This window comes from Neisseria flava (assembly GCF_982712965.1).
In genome coordinates, this window is sequence record NZ_CEXQBZ010000008.1 from 1 (window position 1) to 19,181 (window position 19,181).

Below are 19,181 nucleotides of genomic sequence, written 5' to 3' on the forward strand. Positions count from 1 at the left end.
CCGTATGCTACCGCATACTGGCCTTTTTCTGTTAGGGAAAGTTGCACTTCAAATGCGAATCCGCCGTCGTCTGAAAAGTTTTCAGACGACCTTTGTCTATGTAATGAATGATGGTGATTCTATAGTGGATTAACTTTAAATCAGGACAAGGCGACGAAGCCGCAGACAGTACAGATAGTACGGTAAGGCGAGGCAACGCCGTACTGGTTTAAAGTTAATCCACTATAAAAAATAGGATAACCCTCTGCCGCCATCTCCATCTATGTGTGGACAGCCGCGGTTAACCGTTTTCTATTTCGGCATTACGTTGAGATTAATCCCCCAGCGCCGCCACCATCACCGCTTTAATCGTGTGCATCCGGTTTTCCGCCTGGTCGAACACGATGCTGGCGGGGCTTTCGAATACTTCTTCCGTTACTTCCACGCCGTTTAAGCCGAAGGTTTCGTAAATCCATTCGCCGACTTTGGTTTCGCGGTTGTGAAAGGCGGGCAGGCAGTGCATGAATTTGACCTGAGGGTTGCCCGATGCCGCCATCAGTTTGGGGGTAACGCGGTAATCTTTCAATAAATCAATACGCTCCTGCCATGCCTCTTTCGGCTCGCCCATGCTGACCCACACGTCGGTATGGATGAAATCGACGCCTTTGACGGCTTCTTCCGCGTTTTCGGTGAGCAAAATCTTTCCGCCGGTTTCTTCGGCGACGGCGCGTGCGCGGGCAACGATATTTTCAGACGGCCACAAGGTTTTCGGTGCGCCGATGCGCACGTCCATACCGAGCTTCGCGCCCAACACCAGCAGCGAATTTGCCATGTTGTAACGTGCATCGCCGACGTAGGCAAACGCGGTTTGGTTCAAGGGTTTGCCGCTGTGTTCGCGCATGGTCAGCGCGTCGGCGAGCATTTGGGTGGGGTGGAACTCGTTGGTCAGACCGTTGAACACGGGCACGCCGGCGTATTTCGCCAATTCTTCGACCACGTCCTGCCCGAAGCCGCGATATTCGATGCCGTCGTACATCCTGCCCAACACGCGGGCGGTGTCTTTGATGCTTTCCTTATGCCCGATTTGGCTGGCGGACGGCTCCAGATAAGTCACCCCCGCCCCTTGGTCGCGCGCGGCGACTTCAAACGCGCAGCGGGTGCGGGTCGATGTTTTTTCAAAAATCAGGGCGATGTTCTTCCCTTTCATCCGCTGCACTTCGCGCCCTGCCTTTTTGGCGGCTTTCAACTCGGCGGCAAGGTCGAGGTAGGCGGTGATTTCTTCGGACGTAAAGTCTAAAAGTTTCAGGAAATGGCGGTTTTTCAGGTTCATATTCGTATTTCTCCTTTCCGGCAGGTCGGGCATTGATGCCCGATATTGTTTTGTATGCGGATTTTGTCAGGCATCATTGCCGACCGTTTTTCAGAGTGCGAAGCCTGCTCCGAAATCAAAACAAGGTCGTCTGAACTTCGCCGCGTTCCAAAGCAAGCAGCGACTGTTTACGGTTCAGACCGCCTGCGTAGCCGGTCAGCTTGCCGTCGCTGCCGATGACGCGGTGGCAGGGAATCAGGATAGAAACCTTGTTCTGTCCGTTGGCGGCGGCAACGGCACGGACGGCTTTGGGATTGCCCAAACGCTGCGCCTGCTCCTTGTAGCTGCGCGTTTCGCCGTAAGGAATCGCCAAGAGCGCATCCCATGCCTGCTTTTGAAATTCGGTACCGATCTGCTCCAAAGGCGTAGCAAAGGTTTTCAGACGACCCTTGAAGTATAAGTCCAATTCCTGCTGCAGAAGTTGCGTTTGCTCATCTTCCCGAAACACAAACCGTCCGTGCAAGGCTTTTTGGACGGCGGTAATTTCCTGCTCCATATGTTTCTGCCCGACAAACTCCAGCAAACACAAGCCCTTACCGCCGAACACCGCCAGCATCTCGCCCAAAGGCGTGGCAATGGCGGCAGCGGTCAGTTCGTTCAAGCTGTCGGGATAAATCGCTTCCAACAGACAGATGGCGCGGCGGATACGGACATATTCTTCGGGCGCGCAGCCGATACGGTCGATAAAATCCTGCTCGAACTGTTTGGCCTCGTGTTCCGTCAGATTGGGATACGGCATGACTTCACACTCAAAAACTTGGGTTTCGAGCCAATGGCGGATTTCATCCCATTTTGACGGCAGGTTGTTTAAGGAAGGCAGGGTAATCATTCGTTTGCTCCGTATCTCTATCATGGATTTGACGGCAAAATCCCCAATTTTCACCATTCCCGAACGCCGGCGCAGGAACGGGCTATGACGTAAATCTTGTGGGTCAGGTTGCGGCGATTCCTAAATATTCGATATTTCTAAAGCCTCAGGGAAAGGAATTAAAGATTTCAGACGACCTGCAAAGGGTCGTCTGAAACCACGGATTTTTACATTTGCGCATTTCGGCACATCATCCAACCGTTTCGGCACATTCCTGCCGCCATTGACAGCCTATAATGAATCCACTTATTCATCAAGCAAAGGAATCATCTATGCAAACCCGCATCCTCTCCGCCGTACTGATGGCTTTTTCAACCGCTGCCTTTGCCGAGGGCGCATTCACGCTGCAATTCGACAACCCGTCCAAAGACGGCGGCTTCACGCAAAACCAGCTTTTGAGCGCGCCTTACAGCTTCGGCTGTTCGGGCGGCAATGCTTCGCCCGCGCTGTCGTGGAAAAATCCGCCCGCAGGGACAAAAAGTTTCGTCCTGACCGTTTACGATAAAGACGCGCCGACCGGTCTGGGCTGGATGCACTGGGTGGTCGCCGACATCCCCGCCGATGTCCGCCGCCTGCCCGCAGGCATTACCGCGCAAGGCGGCAGGCTGCCCAAAGGCGCGCTGCAAACCCGCACAGACTTCGGCACTCCGGGCTACGGCGGCGCATGTCCCCCCGAAGGCAGGAAACACCGCTACGAATTCACACTCACCGCGCTGAAAGTCGCCAAGCTGCCGAACATCACCGCCGAATCCACACCCGCGCTGGTCGGTTTCTTTACTAGGGCAAACAGCTTGGGCGAAGCGAAATTCACGGTCGAACACCAACGCTGACCTGCCCCGTGCGCCGATATGCCGCCGGCTCCGCTTCCGATCGGACCGCCGACGGTACGCAACCGAACCGCTCTTTGAAGCGCGCGCTGAAACGGGACGGGCAGTCATAGCCGACCGCGCCGGCAATCTGCGCCACCGGCCATTGCGTAACCTGCAACAGCGTCAGCGCGCGCATCATGCGTACATCCGTCAGCAGCGTACGGAAATTCGTGTCCTGCCGCGCCAACCGCCGCCGCAACGCAGCCTCGCTGCAATTAAGCCGCTGCGCCAGCATCACCGACGACCAGTCCGCAGCCATATCGGCGGTAATCAGTTTGCGGATTTGCCGCATCAGGTTGAAGCCTTCGTACACGGCAAAACCGATGCCGTCATGCTGCAACCACGCCAACACGCCGCAAAGCGCGGCCTCCGCCGCATTGTGCGGCACTTCTTCATCCGCCAGTACCGCAGCCGCATAATCAAACGCCGCGTTCATCCGCCCGGGGTGCGGCAGCTTCACCGCATCGCACACTGCCTGCGCCGTCCCGTATTGTGCGGCAAACCTTTCTATGGCTTCCTGTTCGAAAGCAATCCATTGCGCCTGATAGAGGTCGTCTGAATCAGGAATATTGATGACGTCAAACGTCTGCCCGCCTGCCAACGCAACAACCTCACCCGCCGCAATCCTCAATTCGCGCCCCGCCCACCGCAGCTTCTTGCATCCGCGCCGCACGATAACCACGGTCGGTTCATGTACCGCCACGCTGCGGTACAAGGCGGTATGATGTTGCACGATGCCGCCTAAAGCACCCAATCGTTCACGCGTATGAAAGTAATTTGACGGCACGGTTATATTCCTCAATGTTTCAACACACAGGGCTGCACATAAGGCGCAGCCCTGTTTACCCTGATTTGGAAGGGGTTACTTCCCAAAAAATAAACAAAATTCTACTGCCCTGAGGGGCCGGGTTTCAACCATATTCCGTCGGCGTGCCTGCAACTTGGCTCCCTCCCCTGTGGGGGAGGGTTGGGGAGAGGGTAAAACGGGGCAGATACAGACAATATTTCCGTTGCCGACCCAATGCCCTCTCCCTAACCCTCTCCCACGGGAGAGGGAATGGATTGCCGTTCAAATAAATCGCTCTACATAAAAATCAATGCGTTATCTCAAACTCACGTTAGATCTAATCAAATTATCGGACATCCATATCCGATAGCCCATCTTCTTTTCAGACGGCCTTTTCAGCCAACAACCGCGCCAATATCCCCTCATACACCGCCGACAGCTTCGGAATATCGTCCAGCCGCACGTTTTCGTTGATTTGGTGGATGGTGGCATTGGACGGGCCTAATTCGATGAGTTCTTTCGCAATGGCTTTGATGAAGCGTCCGTCCGAAGTGCCGCCGGTGGTGGACAATTCGGTCTCTACGCCGCAGGTTTCGGCAATGGCTGCGCGTGCCACGTCGGTCAGTTTGCCCGCGTGGGTCAGGAAGGGCTGCCCCGAGCACGACCACTGCAAATCGTATTGCACGCCGTGTTTGTCCAAAATGGCGTGGACGCGTTGTTTCAGCCCTGCTTCGGTGGACTCGGTGGAGAAGCGGAAATTGAATTTGACGTTCAGCTCGCCCGGAATGACGTTGGTCGCGCCTGTGCCGCCGTTGATATTGGAAATTTGAAAGCTGGTCGGTGGGAAGTATTCGTTGCCTTCGTCCCAGACTTCCTGCGTCAGCTCTAACAAGGCCGGGGCAAAAGTGTGGACGGGGTTGATTGCCAAATGGGGATAGGCGATATGGCCTTGCTTGCCTTTGACGGTCAGGTTGCCCGACAGCGAGCCGCGTCGGCCGTTTTTAATCATATCGCCCAATTTGTCCACGGCGGTCGGTTCGCCGACGATGCAGTAGTCGATAAGCTCGTCGCGCGCTTTCAATACATCGACGACTTTGGTCGTACCGTCCAGCGCGTCGCCCTCTTCGTCGGAAGTAATCAGGAGCGCAATGCTGCCTTGGTGGTCGGGATGTTCGGCAACAAAGCGTTCGCAGGCGGTAACGAAGCAGGCGATGCTGGTTTTCATGTCCGCCGCGCCGCGCCCGTATAATCTTCCGTCGCGCTCGGTCGGCTCGAACGGGGGCGAATCCCATTTTTCAACAGGGCCTGTCGGCACGACGTCGGTATGCCCTGCAAAACAGACGACAGGAGCTTTCGTGCCGCGTCGCAACCAGATGTTTTTGGTGTCGCCGAAATGGAGTTCTTCAGCCGCAAAACCGATTTTGTGCAGGCGTTCGGCAAGCAGTTTTTGGCAATTTCGGTCGTCGGGGGTAACGGACGGGCGGGAAATCAACGCTTTGGCGAGTTCTAGGGATTGGGTTTCGGTCATTTTTTGGTTTTCTTGTTGATTGTGAATATTTGGAACAGGTCGTCTGAAAATCAGTTTCGGGTTTCAGACGACCTTTTTATAGCAAATTATATAGCGTCCGATGCTTGAATTCATTGCTATACGGAAATGGAGACACGGAATATTTTCTATTTTAGCCCACCACACCGCCCTACTCGTCCGCAGGCTTCTGCCCTTTGCGTTCCGCTTTTCTGGCTTCGCGTATGGCTTTGAGTTCGGCTTCTTTTTGGCGGGCTTTTTTGAGCCATGTTTCCCATTGGTTCGGCGTTTCTAGGGTGATTCTGCCGATTTTGCCTTCGCGGAAGTCGGTGAGGATGTTTTCGGCGGCTTTTTGGTAGTTGACCCGTCCGCCGCTCAAGACTGCGCCGCGTTTTTTGGCTATCCATTCGAGCCATGAATTGTCGTCCCAGTGGCTGCTGGGGTCTTTGTCGGCTTGGTAGCGTTCTTGCAACATGGGCAGGTAGTGGCGGCGGAGGTAGTCTAGGAGCTCGAGGGCGACTTCTTCTTCGTCCAGCGCATTGCGTCCGACTGCACCGCCGGCGGCAAGGTTGTAGCCGCCTTCTTCGACGATGATTTTCGGCCACAGCATTCCGGGGGTGTCGTAGAGCCAGAAGTCGTCGGCGAGGAAAAGGCGTTGTTCGGCTTTGGTGATACCGGGTTCGTTGCCGGTTTTGGCGGATTTTTTGCCTATCATGCCGTTGATGAGGGTGGATTTGCCGACGTTGGGGATGCCGCAGATGAGGACGCGCAGGGGTTTTTCTATGCCTTGGCGGTGGGGAATCATGGCGCGGCAGGCTTGGGTGATTTTGCCGTGTGCGCCGGTTTCGGAGGAATCGAGGGCGATGGCGCGGGTGTCGGGGCGGCTGTTGTAGTGTTCGAGCCAGATTTTGGTGCGCTCGGGGTCGGCAAGGTCTTGTTTGTTGAGGATTTTGAGTTTGGGTTTGCCTTTGGAAAGCTGGGCAAGCAGGGGGTTTTCGCTGGAGGCGGGCATTCGTGCGTCCAGCATTTCAATCACCATATCGACGCTTTTGGCGCGCTCGGCGATGGCTTTTTTTGCTTTGTTCATGTGGCCGGGAAACCATTGGATTGCCATGTTTTGTTCTTTCTGTCTGATTTGCGGTGGGGTCGTCTGAAAAGCGGTTCGGCGGTGTTTTCAGACGACCTGAGGTTTGTCCGTTTTCTGTGCAAAGGTCGTCTGAAAGCCTACGCGGTTTTTCAGACGACCTTTTGGTTTGGGGCGCTCAAGGTTTAGAGGTTGCCGCGTTCGTAGCGGTAGTAGCCGGCTTCGTCCATACATTGTTCGAGGGATTTGGATTCGCGCCCATGTTTGGCGTCGTGTTGCGCTTGTGATTTGCAAACGTTGATTTGGCGGGAAACTTCGGATTCGCTCGCGCCGGTGCGGTGCCAACGGTAGGCGGGGATTTCGGCGGCGCAGGCGGCGAGTGTGCAGGCGAATGCGAGGGTGAGGATGTGTTTCATGGGTTTCTCCTTTTATAATGGATTAAATTTAAACCAGGACGGCGTTGCCTCGCCTTGCCGTACTATTTGTACTGTCTGCGGCTTCGCCGCCTTGTCCTGATTTTTGTTAATCCACTATATATCGAAAAGGTCGTCTGAAAAGGGAAATCAGCGTCCGGACAGGTTTTGCGCCTGTCTGTGGCGGACCAGCAGTTCGTAATGTCCTTGCAGGCGCTGGGCGAGTTTTTCGACGACATAGACGGAACGGTGCTGCCCGCCGGTACAGCCGATGGCGATGGTCACGTAGCTGCGGCTTTCTTTTTGCAGGCGCGGGAGCCAATGGTTCATAAAGTGGTCGATGTCGTCGACCATTTCCTGCACCAGGGGCTGCTGGTCGAGATACGCTTGAATGGGAGCGTCCATGCCGGTGTAGGGGCGCAGCTCGGGATCGTAATAGGGATTGGGCAGGCTGCGCATATCAAACATGAAATCGGCGTTGTTCGGCACGCCGTATTTGAAGCCGAAAGACTCGAGGATTACCAAAAGCCCCCTGCGTTCGATGTTGAGCCATTGTTGAACGGCATAACGCAGTTGCTGCGCGTTCATTTTGGATGTGTCGATGCAATAGGCAATGTCTTTGAGCGGGAATAGCCATTCGCGTTCTTTTTGCAGGCTTTCCAACAGGGTAAGGCTCAATCCGGACAGCGGATGGCCGCGCCGCGTTTCGGAAAAACGGCGCACCAGCACGCTTTCTTCTGCTTCAACAAACAATACTTCGACCTGATGCCCTTCATCGCGCAGGTATTGGATTTGCTCTTGCGCTTCCTGAATATTGATGCCGGAACGGACATCGACGCTCACGCCGAGTTTGGTTTCATCGGCACGTTCGATGTGGTGCAGCACCAGCGAGGGCAGCATTTCCAGCGGCAGGTTGTCCACGCAAAAATAGCCGAGGTCTTCGAGCTGCTTGAGGGCAACGGACTTACCCGAGCCGGACAATCCGCTAATCAGGACGATTTTCATGGTTTTGTTCGTTTTCTTTGAGTTGTGTTTGATGGCGTTCGAGGAATTCTTTGGTGCTGTCTTTGCCGCGCAACTGGAGGATGTAGTTGCGCACCGCCGCTTCAACCAATACCGCAAGGTTTCGACCGACGGCGACTGGCAGGGTGACGGAACGGACGTTCACATTGAGGATGGACTCGGTTTCCGTGCGTATGCTCAAGCGGTCAAGCTGCTTCATGTAATCGTCGTCGGCAGCGGCAAGGTTGATGATCAGCTGGAGGATTTTTTTCGGACGGATAGAAGTTTCGCCGAAAATGTGGCGAATGTTGAGTATGCCCAAACCGCGCACTTCAAGGAAATCGCGCAGCATCGGCGGGCAGCGGCCTTCGAGCGTTTCGGGGCCGGTACGGAACAGCTCGACCGCATCATCGGCAATCAGACTGTGTCCGCGCGAAATCAATTCTAACGCCAACTCGCTTTTACCCAAGCCGGAATGACCGGTAATCAACACGCCGACTTCAAATACATCGAGGAATACGCCGTGTTTGACGATGGAAGTCGCCAACGTGCGTTGCAGATAAATCCGCAACACATCCATCAAATACGGGCTTTCGAGCTTGGAAGTCAGCAGCGGGATGTCGTTTTTATGGCAGTAGTCGCGCAATTTGGGCGAAACCGCCAGACCGTTGGCAACGATGACCAGCGACATGGGAATATCAAAGAGTTCGCTGAAGTCGTAATTCAACTCGCCCGATTCGAGGCGCTTGAGATATTCGGCTTCGGCAACGCCGACGACTTGGATTTGATTGGGATGGATAAAATTCAAATGGCCGACCAACGCCAAAACGGGTTTGTCGGCCTCTACTCCGATGCGGTTGTCCGCACCCGAATTGCCTGCCGCCCAAGCAAGTTGGAGCTTGTGCTGATTATCGGAAAACAGGCGGCGGACCGATATACTGGGCATTTTTTACTCTTCTGCCAGAAGTTTGCGCACCTCCTCGGCAGAGGTTGCGGACATCAAGGCTTCACGGACGGCTTTTTGCGAGAATCTGCCCGCCAGTTTGGACAAGACTTCCAAATGCTCGCCGGTCGCATTTTCCGGCACCAGCAAAGTGAAAATCAGGGATACGGGTTTGCCGTCGGGCGCATCGAAAGCAACCGGTTCTTTCGTGCGGATAAACGCGCCGGTAGCTTTTTTCACGCAGGCATGACGACCGTGCGGAATGGCGACGCCCTGACCCAAGCCGGTCGAACCCAGCTTTTCGCGGGCAAACAGGCAGTCGAAGACATCGCCGTGAGGTAATTCTGCTTCATGTTCAAGCAGCAGGCCCGCTTCTTCAAACAAGCGTTTTTTGCTGCCGACTTCCAAGTCTAAAACGATATGGGACAAAGGCAAAATTTCGCCGATAAGGCTCATAGAAATCTCTTTTGATGTGGCAAAATGAAATGGAATTGTACCGACTGTCTGTACAAACCTCAATCCTGAACACGCAATTTACACTCAGATTGCTAACAAGAAACGCTGCTTCTTTGATATTTCTTAACCCATACACAAGGTCGTCTGAAAACGGCGGCAAGTGGTTTATTACGGGTTCGGATACCAGATATAGTGGATTAAATTTAAATCAGGACAAGGCGACGAAGCCGCAGACAGTACAGATAGTACGGAACCGATTCACTTGGTGCTTCAGCACCTTAGAGAATCGTTCTCTTTGAGCTAAGGCGAGGCAACGCCGTACTGGTTTAAAGTTAATCCACTATAAAACCCAGCGCCATCATCAATCCGCCCTTCCCTAAAAACACAAAACGTCGTCTGAAACCCTTTTCAGACGACGTGTTATCCATTCTATTGCCTTACAATCGTGTAGCAGCCACAGTCCACAAATAATGCCCCGACAGACCCAAGAAACAGAGCAGACCAATATGGTTGTTATCCAAAAACACTTTAAAACAAGTCTGGCGGTCGCGGGTTTTGATGGCATGGTATTGACCGATTTGCAGCCACGCTACCGCAGGCAGCATGATCCAATACGGCCATGTCGCACCGATTTTCACGCCCAACACCGCTATCAGCGCGGTAAACCAAAAATGACAGAGCATGGAAGCGGAAATATCGTGATCGCCGAACGTGATTGCCGAAGTTTTAATCCCGATTTTCAAATCGTCTTCCTTGTCCGCCATCGCATAAATCGTGTCGTAGGCAAGCGTCCACAAAGCATTGGCGGTAAACATCAGCCACGCCGTAGAAGGCACGCCGCTGCGGACGGCGGCAAACGCCATCGGAATCCCGAAAGAAAACGCCAGCCCCAAATAAAACTGCGGCAGCGGGAAAAACCGTTTGGTAAAGGGGTAAGTCATCGCCAAAAACAGCGCGGGAACGCTCATCACCCAAGTCAACAGGTTCAGCGGCGTCATGCAGAGGGCGGCAAGCAGGCAGAGGATGACGGTCAGCAGAATCGCTTCCGTTTTAGAAACCAACCCGCGGGCAAAGGGGCGGTTTTTCGTGCGCTCGACCGAGCCGTCAAAATTGCGGTCGGCAAAGTCGTTGATCACGCAGCCTGCGCTGCGCATAAAGAATGTACCGGCGGTAAACGCCCAAAAAATATCCGCTTCGGGAATCCCTTCCGAAGCGACCCATAACGCCCAATAGGTCGGCCAAAGCAGCAGCAACGTGCCGATAGGCTTGTCGATGCGCATCAATTTGCCGTATACCAAAATGCGGGCAACGGCGTGGCGGTTGAGAAAATGTAGGAGAAAACGTCTTATCTTCATGTCGGTAATTTAAATTCTATGGCAAACCCGGACAAACCTCGCATCCCTTTTCAGACTTTGCCGTTACCTTATTAAAATTCTTGTAACTGTTTCGACGGAAACTTGCCTATTATAAGCTAATTTTCAAGAATGATGATTAAATTTAAACATTTATGACAAAAATTAAACAGGGTGCTATTTGGAAGTCTGGGAATGATTCTAGAAAATACAATACAAACATCTAAAATAAAATACTTAAAAATCAATAAGAAATCACTCTAAAAACACCACTCTTCTACCACATACCCAACTTACCTAAATCATCCATTTAATACGAAAAAATCCTTCTTCATTACAAAACAAATAATCGGTTTTCCCAAGAATAAGGTCGTCTGAAATGCAACTTACCAGTTTTCAGACGACTCTGTCTTACTGCAAACATCAGGATTACAACATTTAAAACAACTCATCCGCCCGCAGATAGCGCCATTTACCGGGCGGCAGTTTGCCCAGTTTGACTTTACCCATTCGAATCCGCTTCAGCCCGACGACACGCAAACCGACGAGTTCGCACATACGGCGGATTTGCCGCTTTTTGCCTTGTTTCAACACGAAACGCAGCTGGTCTTCGTTTTGCCATTCTACTTTGGCGGGGCGCAGTTTCTCGCCGTCCAAACTCAATCCGTGGTTAAGCAAGGCAAGCCCTCTTTCGTCCAATTTGCCGCGTACGCGCACTAAATATTCTTTTTCACTGCCGCTGTTTTCACCGATAAGCTGCTTGGCGATGCGGCCGTCCTGCGTCAACACCAGCAATCCGACGGAATCGATGTCCAACCTGCCGGCGGGCGCCAAGCCGAATTTGTGTTTTTCGCTGAACGGAATGCGGCTGTCGTCGCCTTCCCAACGGTTGTCGGCGGTAATCAGCTCGGCGGCGGATTTGTAGCCTTTTTCCGCCTGCGCGCTGACGTAGCCGACGGGCTTGTTAAGCAGGATAGTAACGCGTTCCGCTTGTTTTTCATGCGCCTGCCGGTTGAGGTCGATACGGTCGCGTTCGGTCACTTTCTGACCGAGTACGGCGGTTTGCCCGTTAACCTTGACCCAGCCTTGCTCGATGTAGCTGTCCGCCTCGCGGCGCGAGCATAAGCCCAATTGCGCCATACGCTTGGAAAGGCGCATGGTTTCTTCGGATGTATTTTCCATAATATGTCTGAATTTAAAAGAGAAAACGGATTATATCACTGCAATAGGAAAGGTCGTCTGAAAAGAAATCAAGAGACCCTTTCAGACGACCTTATCTTTTCAAGACTAGATCAGGCTTAAGAATATTGTTTTAAGAGTTCGCGGAACTGCGTGCCGGTTTCCGGATGTTTCAAGCCGTAGGCAACGGTAGCTTCGAGATAACCCAGTTTGCTGCCGCAGTCGTAGCGTTTGCCGTCGAAGGCATGGGCGAGAACGAACTCGTGATCCAACAGGCGGGCAATGCCGTCGGTCAGTTGGATTTCGTTGCCTGCACCGCGCGGCAGGTTTTCCAGAAGGCTGAAAATGCGGGGAGTCAGGATATAACGACCGACAACGGCAAGATTGGACGGTGCTTCTTCAGGTTTCGGTTTCTCTACAATATTGGTAATCCGTTGAAAGCTGTTTAATTTTTCCACTTCTACAATGCCGTAAGAACCGGTTTGTGACGGATCGACGGTTTCCACGCCCAAAACGCTGTTGCCGCTTTGATTGTAGATATCGACCATTTGCTTCAGTGCGCCTTTGGGCGCATCAATCAGGTCGTCGGCGAGAATAACGGCAAAGGGTTCGTCGCCCACTGCGGCACGGGCGCACAATACAGCGTGTCCTAAGCCTAATGCTTCGGCTTGGCGGATGTAAAGGCAGGTAATGTTAGAAGGCAGAATATCTTTGACGTGTTCCAACAGTTTGTCTTTTTGACGCATTTCCAATTCGGTTTCCAGTTCGTAGGCTTTGTCGAAATGGTCTTCGATGCTGCGTTTGTTGCGACCGGTGATGAACACCATTTCTGTGCAACCGGCTTCTACTGCTTCTTCTACCGCGTATTGAATCAACGGTTTATCGACGATAGGCAGCATTTCTTTCGGACTGGCTTTGGTGGCAGGCAGAAAGCGCGTACCCATACCGGCTACGGGGAAAACGGCTTTTTTAATCGGTCTCATAAACTTTCCTCTTACTTTATATTTCAAAGTACCAGTTATCCGGGAGCACAATAATTCATCTGCTTCATTCCCAGACCACATTGTCAAACAAAAAAATGATTTTGTAATAATCATCAATGTGTTAATTGTATCATGACATAATTTCACTGTAACAACCTCAACCGTAAAGCACAGCAAAATCCTGTATCCGTATTTTCACTTTACCCCCTTCCGACCGGCACAATAATACTGGTAACGTTCTGCCAACCCATACAATATCAGTGCAGTCAATCCCCAAATATCGTAGTGCAAATACGGCAAAACAGGCGTAACAATCATATTGCCTTCATAGATGAAGCTGCGGCTGCCATAGTTGTCCATATCTAATGCAAAATCCAATGGCAAGTAAAAGATTTCAGCCACTTCCCCTCTATTGACGCAAGTTGGCGGATTTTCCGGACAGAGCGCCAAAACCGGATGCACTTCATAACCGGACGGCGTGTAATAAGGCGGCAACAGTGGAAAAACCTGCCAAAAATGCGGTGCAATTCCTGTCTCCTCTTCAGTTTCACGCAATGCCGTCACAATAAAGTCTTTATCCCCTTCGTCTGACCTACCGCCGGCAAAAGCAATCTGCCCGGTATGGTGTCGCAGGGTGTCGGCGCGACGCGTCAGCATAATTTGCCACTGCCCTTCCCGCCGAACGACTGCCAGCAAAACGGCGGCTGTTTTACCTTTCTGCCGGACAAAACGGTTTCGTTCCTCTTGCGCTATGCTGGCATAACGAAATGCCTGCCCGAAAAAATCCACAAGATCGGTCTGCCTCATCTCCATATACAGACTCCGAAAACAATGATTGATAGGTCGTCTGAAAAAAGAATATTACATTAGGTTTACGGTTGCTTAAAGCTCACGAATCTACAAAGACAAGCGCTTGTGATAAAGTATCGGCTGTTTTCACGACGGATTATCTGCGCTTCAGTCCGTTTTTTTTGAATAAAGGCTTATCATGTTTTTGTCTCCGTCCCATATCCGCACACTGACAGCCGCCGTCATGTTGCTTTTTTCTACCCAAACCATCGCCGCCAAACAAGAATCTGTACCAGAAGTTAAAATCCAATCCCAAACCATTCAGAAAAAAAACCGCCGTACGCCTGAAGCAAGGCTCGCCGAACAAGAACGCTTGATTGCTGCAAACGATCGCGCTTGGAAAGTTTTCACGCTTTTAGGCGGCGAGATGGCTTTGCAAAAAGGGGATGCCGGTATGGCTTTGGGCACCTATATGCATATGCTCGACCGCACAAAATCACCCGACGTAGCAGAACGCGCATTGGAAATGGCGGTTTCACTCAATGCATTTGAACAGGCCGAATTGATTTATCAAAAATGGCGGGAAATCGAACCTGTTCCGGGTGCAGCGCAAAAACGCATGACTTGGCTGCGCGACCTTCTACTCGGAAAAAACGACAAACACCTTAGCGGCTTGGATGAAGTCCTTGCAGGCGCTACCGAAGAACAAAACCGCCGTATTTTCCTACTTCTAGCCCAAACCGCCGTCCAGCAGCCTGATTTAGCAGAAAAGGCCTCGGCACAAGTTCATAAAGAAACACTCAAATATCCTGAAATGCCTGAAGCGGCGATTGCAGATGCCATTTACAGCGCATACGACGGCAAGAAAAAAAATGCCATCGCCGCCCTGCAAAGACTCGCCAAACTGGATTCAGAAATCCTGCCTCCGACCATGCTCACCTTGCGCCTGATGGCGCAACGCAGTCCGGAAATCCTCAACGGATTCTTCGAACAAACCGACACGCGCAAACTGTCATCCGTATGGCAGGAGCTTGAAATCACCAACCTGGTTGCCAACCACCGCCCCGACAAGGCATACAGTCGTCTGAAAACGTTACTGGAAGACAACCCCTCGCCCGATTTGTTTATCCAGGCTGCGATACTTTCCTCCAGCCGTAAAGATGACTTATCCGTTGTCAACCATTACCTCGAAAAAGCCTACCAATCCGGCACAAGCCAACAACAAAGCCGTGCCGCACTGATCGGCGCCATGACTTATGCCGATGCCAAAGATTACGTCAAGGCCAAACAATGGCTCGGCAAAATCAATTCTGCGGATTACATTTTCGACAAAACCGTTCTCGGCGCTTCGCTCGAAGCCGAACAAGGCAACGGCAAAGCCGCGTGGGAATTGGCACAACGTGCGCTCAAACTGCCCGAGCAGCAAGGACGCTTTTTCGGTGCGCGCGAATTACAACGTGTTTCCCTGTTCGCCATCGCCAAACATGACAACCCAAAAAAAGCACTATCAGAGTTGAATACACTCATGGTAAAAGCTTCCAAACAGCCTGATGCCAACCAATTGCTGCCCGACATTCTCTATCAACGCGCCATGGTTTACGACAAAATTGGAGAGCGCGACAAAGCCATTGCCGACCTTCGCCGCCAGTTGGAAATATCCCCCGACAGCACCAGCGGCATGAACGCACTAGGCTACATCATGCTTTCTTCCCCGAAATATGATTTAAACGAAGCATTCAAACTGATTCAGACCGCGTATCAGGTTGAGCCGGAAAATCCCGCCGTCAACGACAGTCTCGGTTGGGCATATTATCTGAAAGGTGATGCCGAAACCGCCCTGCCCTACCTGCAATACGCCTTCGAGCAATATCCCGACGCCGAAGTCGCCTCGCATTTGGGCGAAGTCTTGTGGAAGCTCGGCAAGCAAGAAGATGCCAAAGCCGTTTGGACCGAAGGTTTGAAACAAGAAGGCGACATCGGTTTATTGAAAAAAACCATGCGCAGATTCAACATCCCCGTTCCCCCGCGCAAAAAACACCCTTCCGCTAAAACAAAATAAAAACAGGTCGTCTGAAAACTTTTCAGACGACCCTTCCCCTGCACAGGATTTATCATGAAACAGACCAACATATTATCTGCAGCCGCCCTAACCCTCCTCATCACCGCCTGCGCCCGCCCCGATCTCCCGCAGCAAAATGGTTGGCAACCGGCTGAAACAGTCAACGATTTTTCTGCCGAAGGACGAATTGCCGTCAAACTTGAAGGCAAAGGCTCTTACGCCAACTTCGATTGGACATACCAAAACCAAGTCCAAACCATCAACATCAACACCCCAATCGGCAGCACCGTAGGGCAGTTGTGTCAAGACAATCAAGGCGTATTGGCTGTCGATAACAAAGGCCGTACATATGAAGCCTCCACGGCACAAGAACTTAGCAACCGCCTATTGGGATTCGAACTCCCCATTCAATACCTACACATTTGGGCAAGCGGAAAACGTGTAGCCAGCGCACCATACCAACTGCTCCCGGACAGCCGCCTGCAACAATTCGACTGGACAATTTCCCGCACACTCAACAGCAACGGCAAACCCAAAACCCTCCTATTGGAAAGCCCGAAACTCACTCTGCGCTTGGCATTTGACAATCTCGACGATCATCCCGAGGGCGACACCCAAACCCAATGTGCCGCCAGAAAATAACTATCTTGCCAGACAACCGTAAACAAAATGATTCCAAACGAAGCACAAGCCTTCCCGGCTCCTGCCAAACTCAACCTAGATCTCAGAATCACCGGAAAACGCGCAGACGGCTACCACAACCTAGAAAGCATTTTCTGCCTGATTGACTTATGCGATACCGTTTATCTGAAACCACGCTCAGACGACCTTATCATACTTCACACACCGACAGGCGATATTCCACCGGAACAAGACCTGGCATACCGTGCCGCATCTTTACTGCAAAAACACACTAACTCAAAATTAGGTGTTGAAATTTGGTTGGATAAAAAAATCCCGACAGGAGCCGGCTTGGGAGGGGGCAGCTCAGATGCAGCAACCATACTCACCGTATTGAACCATTGGTGGGAATGCGGATTATCCCGCCAACAGTTAATTGATTTAGGTGCGACCCTGGGGGCAGATATTCCCTTCTTCATTTTTGGCAAAAATGCCTTTGCCAAAGGCATAGGCGAGCAATTATCCCCTATTGACATACCGAAGCAATGGTATGTCGTCATCAAACCCAAGGCCCATGTTTCCACTCCCAAAATTTTCTCGCATGAAAACTTGACACGAAATTCCAAACCAAGCATAATGCCGACTTTCCATTCTTTGCAGCCGTTTAGAAATGATATGCAGGCTGTTGTTTTTGAGGAATATCCTAAAGTTTGGAAAGCTTATTGTGAATTATCCAAATATGGTTCTGCATTAATGACAGGATCTGGAGCGTGTATATTTCTCTCTACGGATAGCCAGCAAGAAGCAAACAATATATACCAACAAGTTTCACAATCATATGAAGCATATTGTGTTGAAGGTTTAGACGTTCATCCTTTGTTTCAAATGATTTGATAAAGTTGGGGAGTCGTCAAGCGGTTAAGACACTGGATTTTGATTCCAGCATGCGAAGGTTCGAATCCTTCCTCCCCAGCCAAATAAGAGCGTGTAAGTTTCCTTACACGCTCTTTTATGTTGAAAATCAATGATAACGCTGAAAAACTTTGTTTTATAGTGATAAATTTGGATTGAAATGAGGCGCGATAGCGATGTCACGCCACAAATTTAATTCACTATGCCGGTCATTATGCGTATAATAACGCCCATAATGTCTTAGACATAAAGCAGAGGGAAGCATGACGTTTTCTGAGCGGAAGTTAAACATAAAATCAGGTGAAGATATGGCTGCATACGACAGTTTGATGGTATTTACCGGTAATGCAAATCCGGAATTGGCACAACGTGTTGTCAAACACTTGGATATTTCATTGGGCGAGGCCACAGTATCCAAATTCTCAGACGGCGAAATTGCCGTTGAATTGATGGAAAATGTACGCGGTCGTGACGTTTTCATTCTGCAGCCTACTTGCGCTCCTACTAACGACAACCTGATGGAAATCCTGACAATGGCAGATGCGCTGAAGCGCGCCTCAGCCGGTCGTATTACCGCAGCAATTCCTTATTTCGGCTATGCACGGCAAGATCGCCGTCCGCGTTCCGTGCGCGTTCCGATTTCCGCCAAACTGGTGGCGAATATGTTGTATTCGGCAGGTATCGACCGCGTTTTGACCGTTGATCTGCATGCCGACCAAATTCAGGGTTTCTTTGATATCCCTGTCGACAACATCTATGCCACTCCTATTCTGTTGAATGACATCAAACAGCAGCGGATTGAAAACCTGACCGTAGTCAGCCCGGACATCGGTGGCGTAGTCCGTGCCCGTGCTGTGGCCAAATCATTAAATGCCGATTTGGCGATTATCGACAAACGCCGCCCGAAAGCCAATGTAGCGGAAGTTATGAACATTATCGGCGACATCCAAGGCCGTACTTGCCTGATTGTCGATGACATGATTGATACTGCAAATACGCTGTGTAAAGCCGCCGTCGCTTTGAAAGAGCGTGGCGCGGAGCGAGTCTTGGCTTATGCCAGCCATGCCGTATTCTCAGGAGAGGCAGTCAGCCGTATTGCCTCGTCTGAAATTGACCAAGTTGTTGTTACCGACACTATCCCTCTGTCTGAAGCGGCCAAACAATGCGACCGTATCCGTCAAGTGACGATTGCCGGCCTTTTGGCTGAAACGGTCCGCCGCATCAGCAATGAAGAATCCGTCTCATATCTTTTCAATGAAGAAGTGATGACAGGCAGCATGTTGCTGCCATAACCCCGAAGCCGTCTTAAGCTGGTCGCGGCCGATGACGGTAGTTTTATTTAATTTGGAGTATTTAACATGACTTATGAAATTCAAGCCTCTGTTCGTGAAGCACAAGGCACTGGTGCGAGCCGCCGCCTGCGTCGCGAAGGCCAAATCCCCGGCATTTTGTACGGTGAAGGTCAAGAGCCCATTGCAATTGCTGTGGATCACAAAACCGTATTTTACGCATTGGAAAAAGAATCTTTCCACACTGCACTGATCAAACTGTCCCTGAACGGTGAAACCAAAGACGTTATCGTCCGCGATTTCCAAATGCACCCGTTCCGTCGCGAAGTTCAACATATCGACTTCCAAGCTGTTAAAGCCGACCAACCTGTACGCATCCGCGTTCCTCTGCACATTGTTAACGCTGAAAGCTCTCAAGCCGTTAAACTGCAAGGCGGTCGCGTATCTTTGTTGAACACTACTGTTGAAGTGGTTGCTTTGCCTGCCAACATCCCTGCTTACTTGGATCTGGACTGCGCTAAAGTCGTTGCCGGCGACATCCTTCACCTGTCTGACATTCAACTGCCTGAAGGTGTAGAAAGCGTTTCTCTAAAACGTAACGAAAACCTGGCGGTTGCTACCGTTACCGGTAAAAAACGCTAATTCCTTATGTGGAAATAAAAACCGCACCGAATGGTGCGGTTTTTATATTATTATTAAAAT

At 51.4% G+C, this 19,181-nt stretch carries 20 protein-coding genes and 1 tRNA gene; 8 read left to right on the plus strand and 13 right to left on the minus strand.

The genetic code is table 11. The annotated features are described in order from the left end of the window. Positions 1-313 precede the first annotated feature (313 nt). Together AC5M9B_RS00675 and AC5M9B_RS00680 are read right to left on the minus strand one after the other, a co-directional pair. The gene (locus AC5M9B_RS00675) at positions 314-1,309 is read right to left on the minus strand and encodes an ornithine carbamoyltransferase (RefSeq protein WP_070656012.1); all 996 of its coding nucleotides are present in this window, start codon (positions 1,307-1,309) and stop codon (positions 314-316) included. A 115-nt stretch (positions 1,310-1,424) separates the two neighbouring features. Next, positions 1,425-2,234, minus strand: coding sequence for a methylated-DNA--[protein]-cysteine S-methyltransferase (locus tag AC5M9B_RS00680; RefSeq protein ID WP_487648092.1), 810 nt, complete (start codon positions 2,232-2,234; stop codon positions 1,425-1,427). Positions 2,235-2,488: 254 nt separating this feature from the next. Between AC5M9B_RS00680 and AC5M9B_RS00685 the strand changes: the two genes are divergently transcribed. Further along, positions 2,489-3,046 (plus strand): YbhB/YbcL family Raf kinase inhibitor-like protein, encoded by a 558-nt coding sequence (locus tag AC5M9B_RS00685; protein ID WP_146736246.1) that lies wholly within the window; start codon positions 2,489-2,491, stop codon positions 3,044-3,046. Here AC5M9B_RS00685 and AC5M9B_RS00690 read toward each other — a convergent pair. The 3 genes from AC5M9B_RS00690 to ylqF all read right to left on the minus strand — a co-directional run bounded on the left by AC5M9B_RS00690 (position 3,024) and on the right by ylqF (position 6,511). Beyond that, on the minus strand, positions 3,024-3,839 hold the full coding sequence (locus AC5M9B_RS00690) for a helix-turn-helix transcriptional regulator (protein ID WP_487648096.1): 816 nt from the start codon (positions 3,837-3,839) through the stop codon (positions 3,024-3,026). The genes AC5M9B_RS00685 and AC5M9B_RS00690 overlap by 23 nt on opposite strands. Positions 3,840-4,254: 415 nt before the next feature. Continuing rightward, positions 4,255-5,400: a succinyl-diaminopimelate desuccinylase gene (gene dapE / locus AC5M9B_RS00695; RefSeq protein WP_070656007.1), complete on the minus strand. Its 1,146-nt coding sequence runs from the start codon at positions 5,398-5,400 to the stop codon at positions 4,255-4,257. A 169-nt stretch (positions 5,401-5,569) separates the two neighbouring features. Next, positions 5,570-6,511: a ribosome biogenesis GTPase YlqF gene (ylqF, locus tag AC5M9B_RS00700; protein ID WP_154885147.1), complete on the minus strand. Its 942-nt coding sequence runs from the start codon at positions 6,509-6,511 to the stop codon at positions 5,570-5,572. 3 nt (positions 6,512-6,514) lie between these two features. Here ylqF and AC5M9B_RS00705 point away from each other — a divergent pair, with 3 nt between their 5' ends. After that, positions 6,515-6,670 carry a hypothetical protein gene (locus AC5M9B_RS00705; protein ID WP_180949595.1) on the plus strand — a complete coding sequence of 52 codons (156 nt, stop codon included), beginning with the start codon at positions 6,515-6,517 and terminating at the stop codon, positions 6,668-6,670. On the opposite strand, the gene AC5M9B_RS00710 is transcribed toward AC5M9B_RS00705, so the two are convergent. The 8 genes from AC5M9B_RS00710 to AC5M9B_RS00745 all read right to left on the minus strand — a co-directional run bounded on the left by AC5M9B_RS00710 (position 6,667) and on the right by AC5M9B_RS00745 (position 13,622). Further along, complete coding sequence (locus AC5M9B_RS00710) at positions 6,667-6,897, minus strand: protocatechuate 3,4-dioxygenase (RefSeq protein WP_154885146.1); 231 nt, start codon at positions 6,895-6,897, stop codon at positions 6,667-6,669. The genes AC5M9B_RS00705 and AC5M9B_RS00710 overlap by 4 nt on opposite strands. A gap of 147 nt (positions 6,898-7,044) precedes the next feature. Continuing rightward, the gene (gene rapZ / locus AC5M9B_RS00715; protein WP_070656003.1) at positions 7,045-7,899 is read right to left on the minus strand and encodes an RNase adapter RapZ; all 855 of its coding nucleotides are present in this window, start codon (positions 7,897-7,899) and stop codon (positions 7,045-7,047) included. Continuing rightward, entirely contained in the window at positions 7,880-8,842 is a 963-nt protein-coding gene (gene hprK, locus AC5M9B_RS00720) for an HPr(Ser) kinase/phosphatase (RefSeq protein WP_487648093.1), read from the minus strand. Before hprK ends, rapZ begins: the two co-directional genes overlap by 20 nt. Positions 8,843-8,845: 3 nt before the next feature. After that, a complete protein-coding gene (gene ptsN / locus AC5M9B_RS00725; RefSeq protein ID WP_003743926.1) occupies positions 8,846-9,295 on the minus strand; it encodes a PTS IIA-like nitrogen regulatory protein PtsN in 450 nt (149 codons plus the stop codon). A 437-nt stretch (positions 9,296-9,732) separates the two neighbouring features. Beyond that, positions 9,733-10,650: a 4-hydroxybenzoate octaprenyltransferase gene (ubiA, locus tag AC5M9B_RS00730; RefSeq protein ID WP_101809628.1), complete on the minus strand. Its 918-nt coding sequence runs from the start codon at positions 10,648-10,650 to the stop codon at positions 9,733-9,735. A gap of 435 nt (positions 10,651-11,085) precedes the next feature. After that, positions 11,086-11,829 (minus strand): pseudouridine synthase, encoded by a 744-nt coding sequence (locus AC5M9B_RS00735; protein WP_487648094.1) that lies wholly within the window; start codon positions 11,827-11,829, stop codon positions 11,086-11,088. Between the two features lie 116 nt (positions 11,830-11,945). Beyond that, positions 11,946-12,809, minus strand: a complete 864-nt coding sequence (gene galU / locus AC5M9B_RS00740; protein WP_146736241.1) for a UTP--glucose-1-phosphate uridylyltransferase GalU — start codon at positions 12,807-12,809, stop codon at positions 11,946-11,948. 195 nt (positions 12,810-13,004) lie between these two features. After that, on the minus strand, positions 13,005-13,622 hold the full coding sequence (locus AC5M9B_RS00745) for a CoA pyrophosphatase (protein ID WP_186805545.1): 618 nt from the start codon (positions 13,620-13,622) through the stop codon (positions 13,005-13,007). 175 nt (positions 13,623-13,797) lie between these two features. Between AC5M9B_RS00745 and AC5M9B_RS00750 the strand changes: the two genes are divergently transcribed. From AC5M9B_RS00750 to AC5M9B_RS00775, 6 genes are all read left to right on the plus strand, one after another. After that, a complete protein-coding gene (locus AC5M9B_RS00750; RefSeq protein WP_487648095.1) occupies positions 13,798-15,657 on the plus strand; it encodes a tetratricopeptide repeat protein in 1,860 nt (619 codons plus the stop codon). Between the two features lie 54 nt (positions 15,658-15,711). Next, entirely contained in the window at positions 15,712-16,299 is a 588-nt protein-coding gene (gene lolB / locus AC5M9B_RS00755; RefSeq protein WP_070655995.1) for a lipoprotein insertase outer membrane protein LolB, read from the plus strand. Positions 16,300-16,326: 27 nt separating this feature from the next. Then, positions 16,327-17,172, plus strand: a complete 846-nt coding sequence (ispE, locus tag AC5M9B_RS00760; protein ID WP_070655993.1) for a 4-(cytidine 5'-diphospho)-2-C-methyl-D-erythritol kinase — start codon at positions 16,327-16,329, stop codon at positions 17,170-17,172. Between the two features lie 6 nt (positions 17,173-17,178). Next, positions 17,179-17,254 (plus strand) — tRNA-Gln (locus AC5M9B_RS00765). A gap of 244 nt (positions 17,255-17,498) precedes the next feature. Next, a complete protein-coding gene (locus AC5M9B_RS00770) occupies positions 17,499-18,482 on the plus strand; it encodes a ribose-phosphate pyrophosphokinase (protein ID WP_016687469.1) in 984 nt (327 codons plus the stop codon). 66 nt (positions 18,483-18,548) lie between these two features. After that, positions 18,549-19,121, plus strand: coding sequence for a 50S ribosomal protein L25/general stress protein Ctc (locus tag AC5M9B_RS00775; protein ID WP_070655991.1), 573 nt, complete (start codon positions 18,549-18,551; stop codon positions 19,119-19,121). Positions 19,122-19,181: the final 60 nt, after the last annotated feature.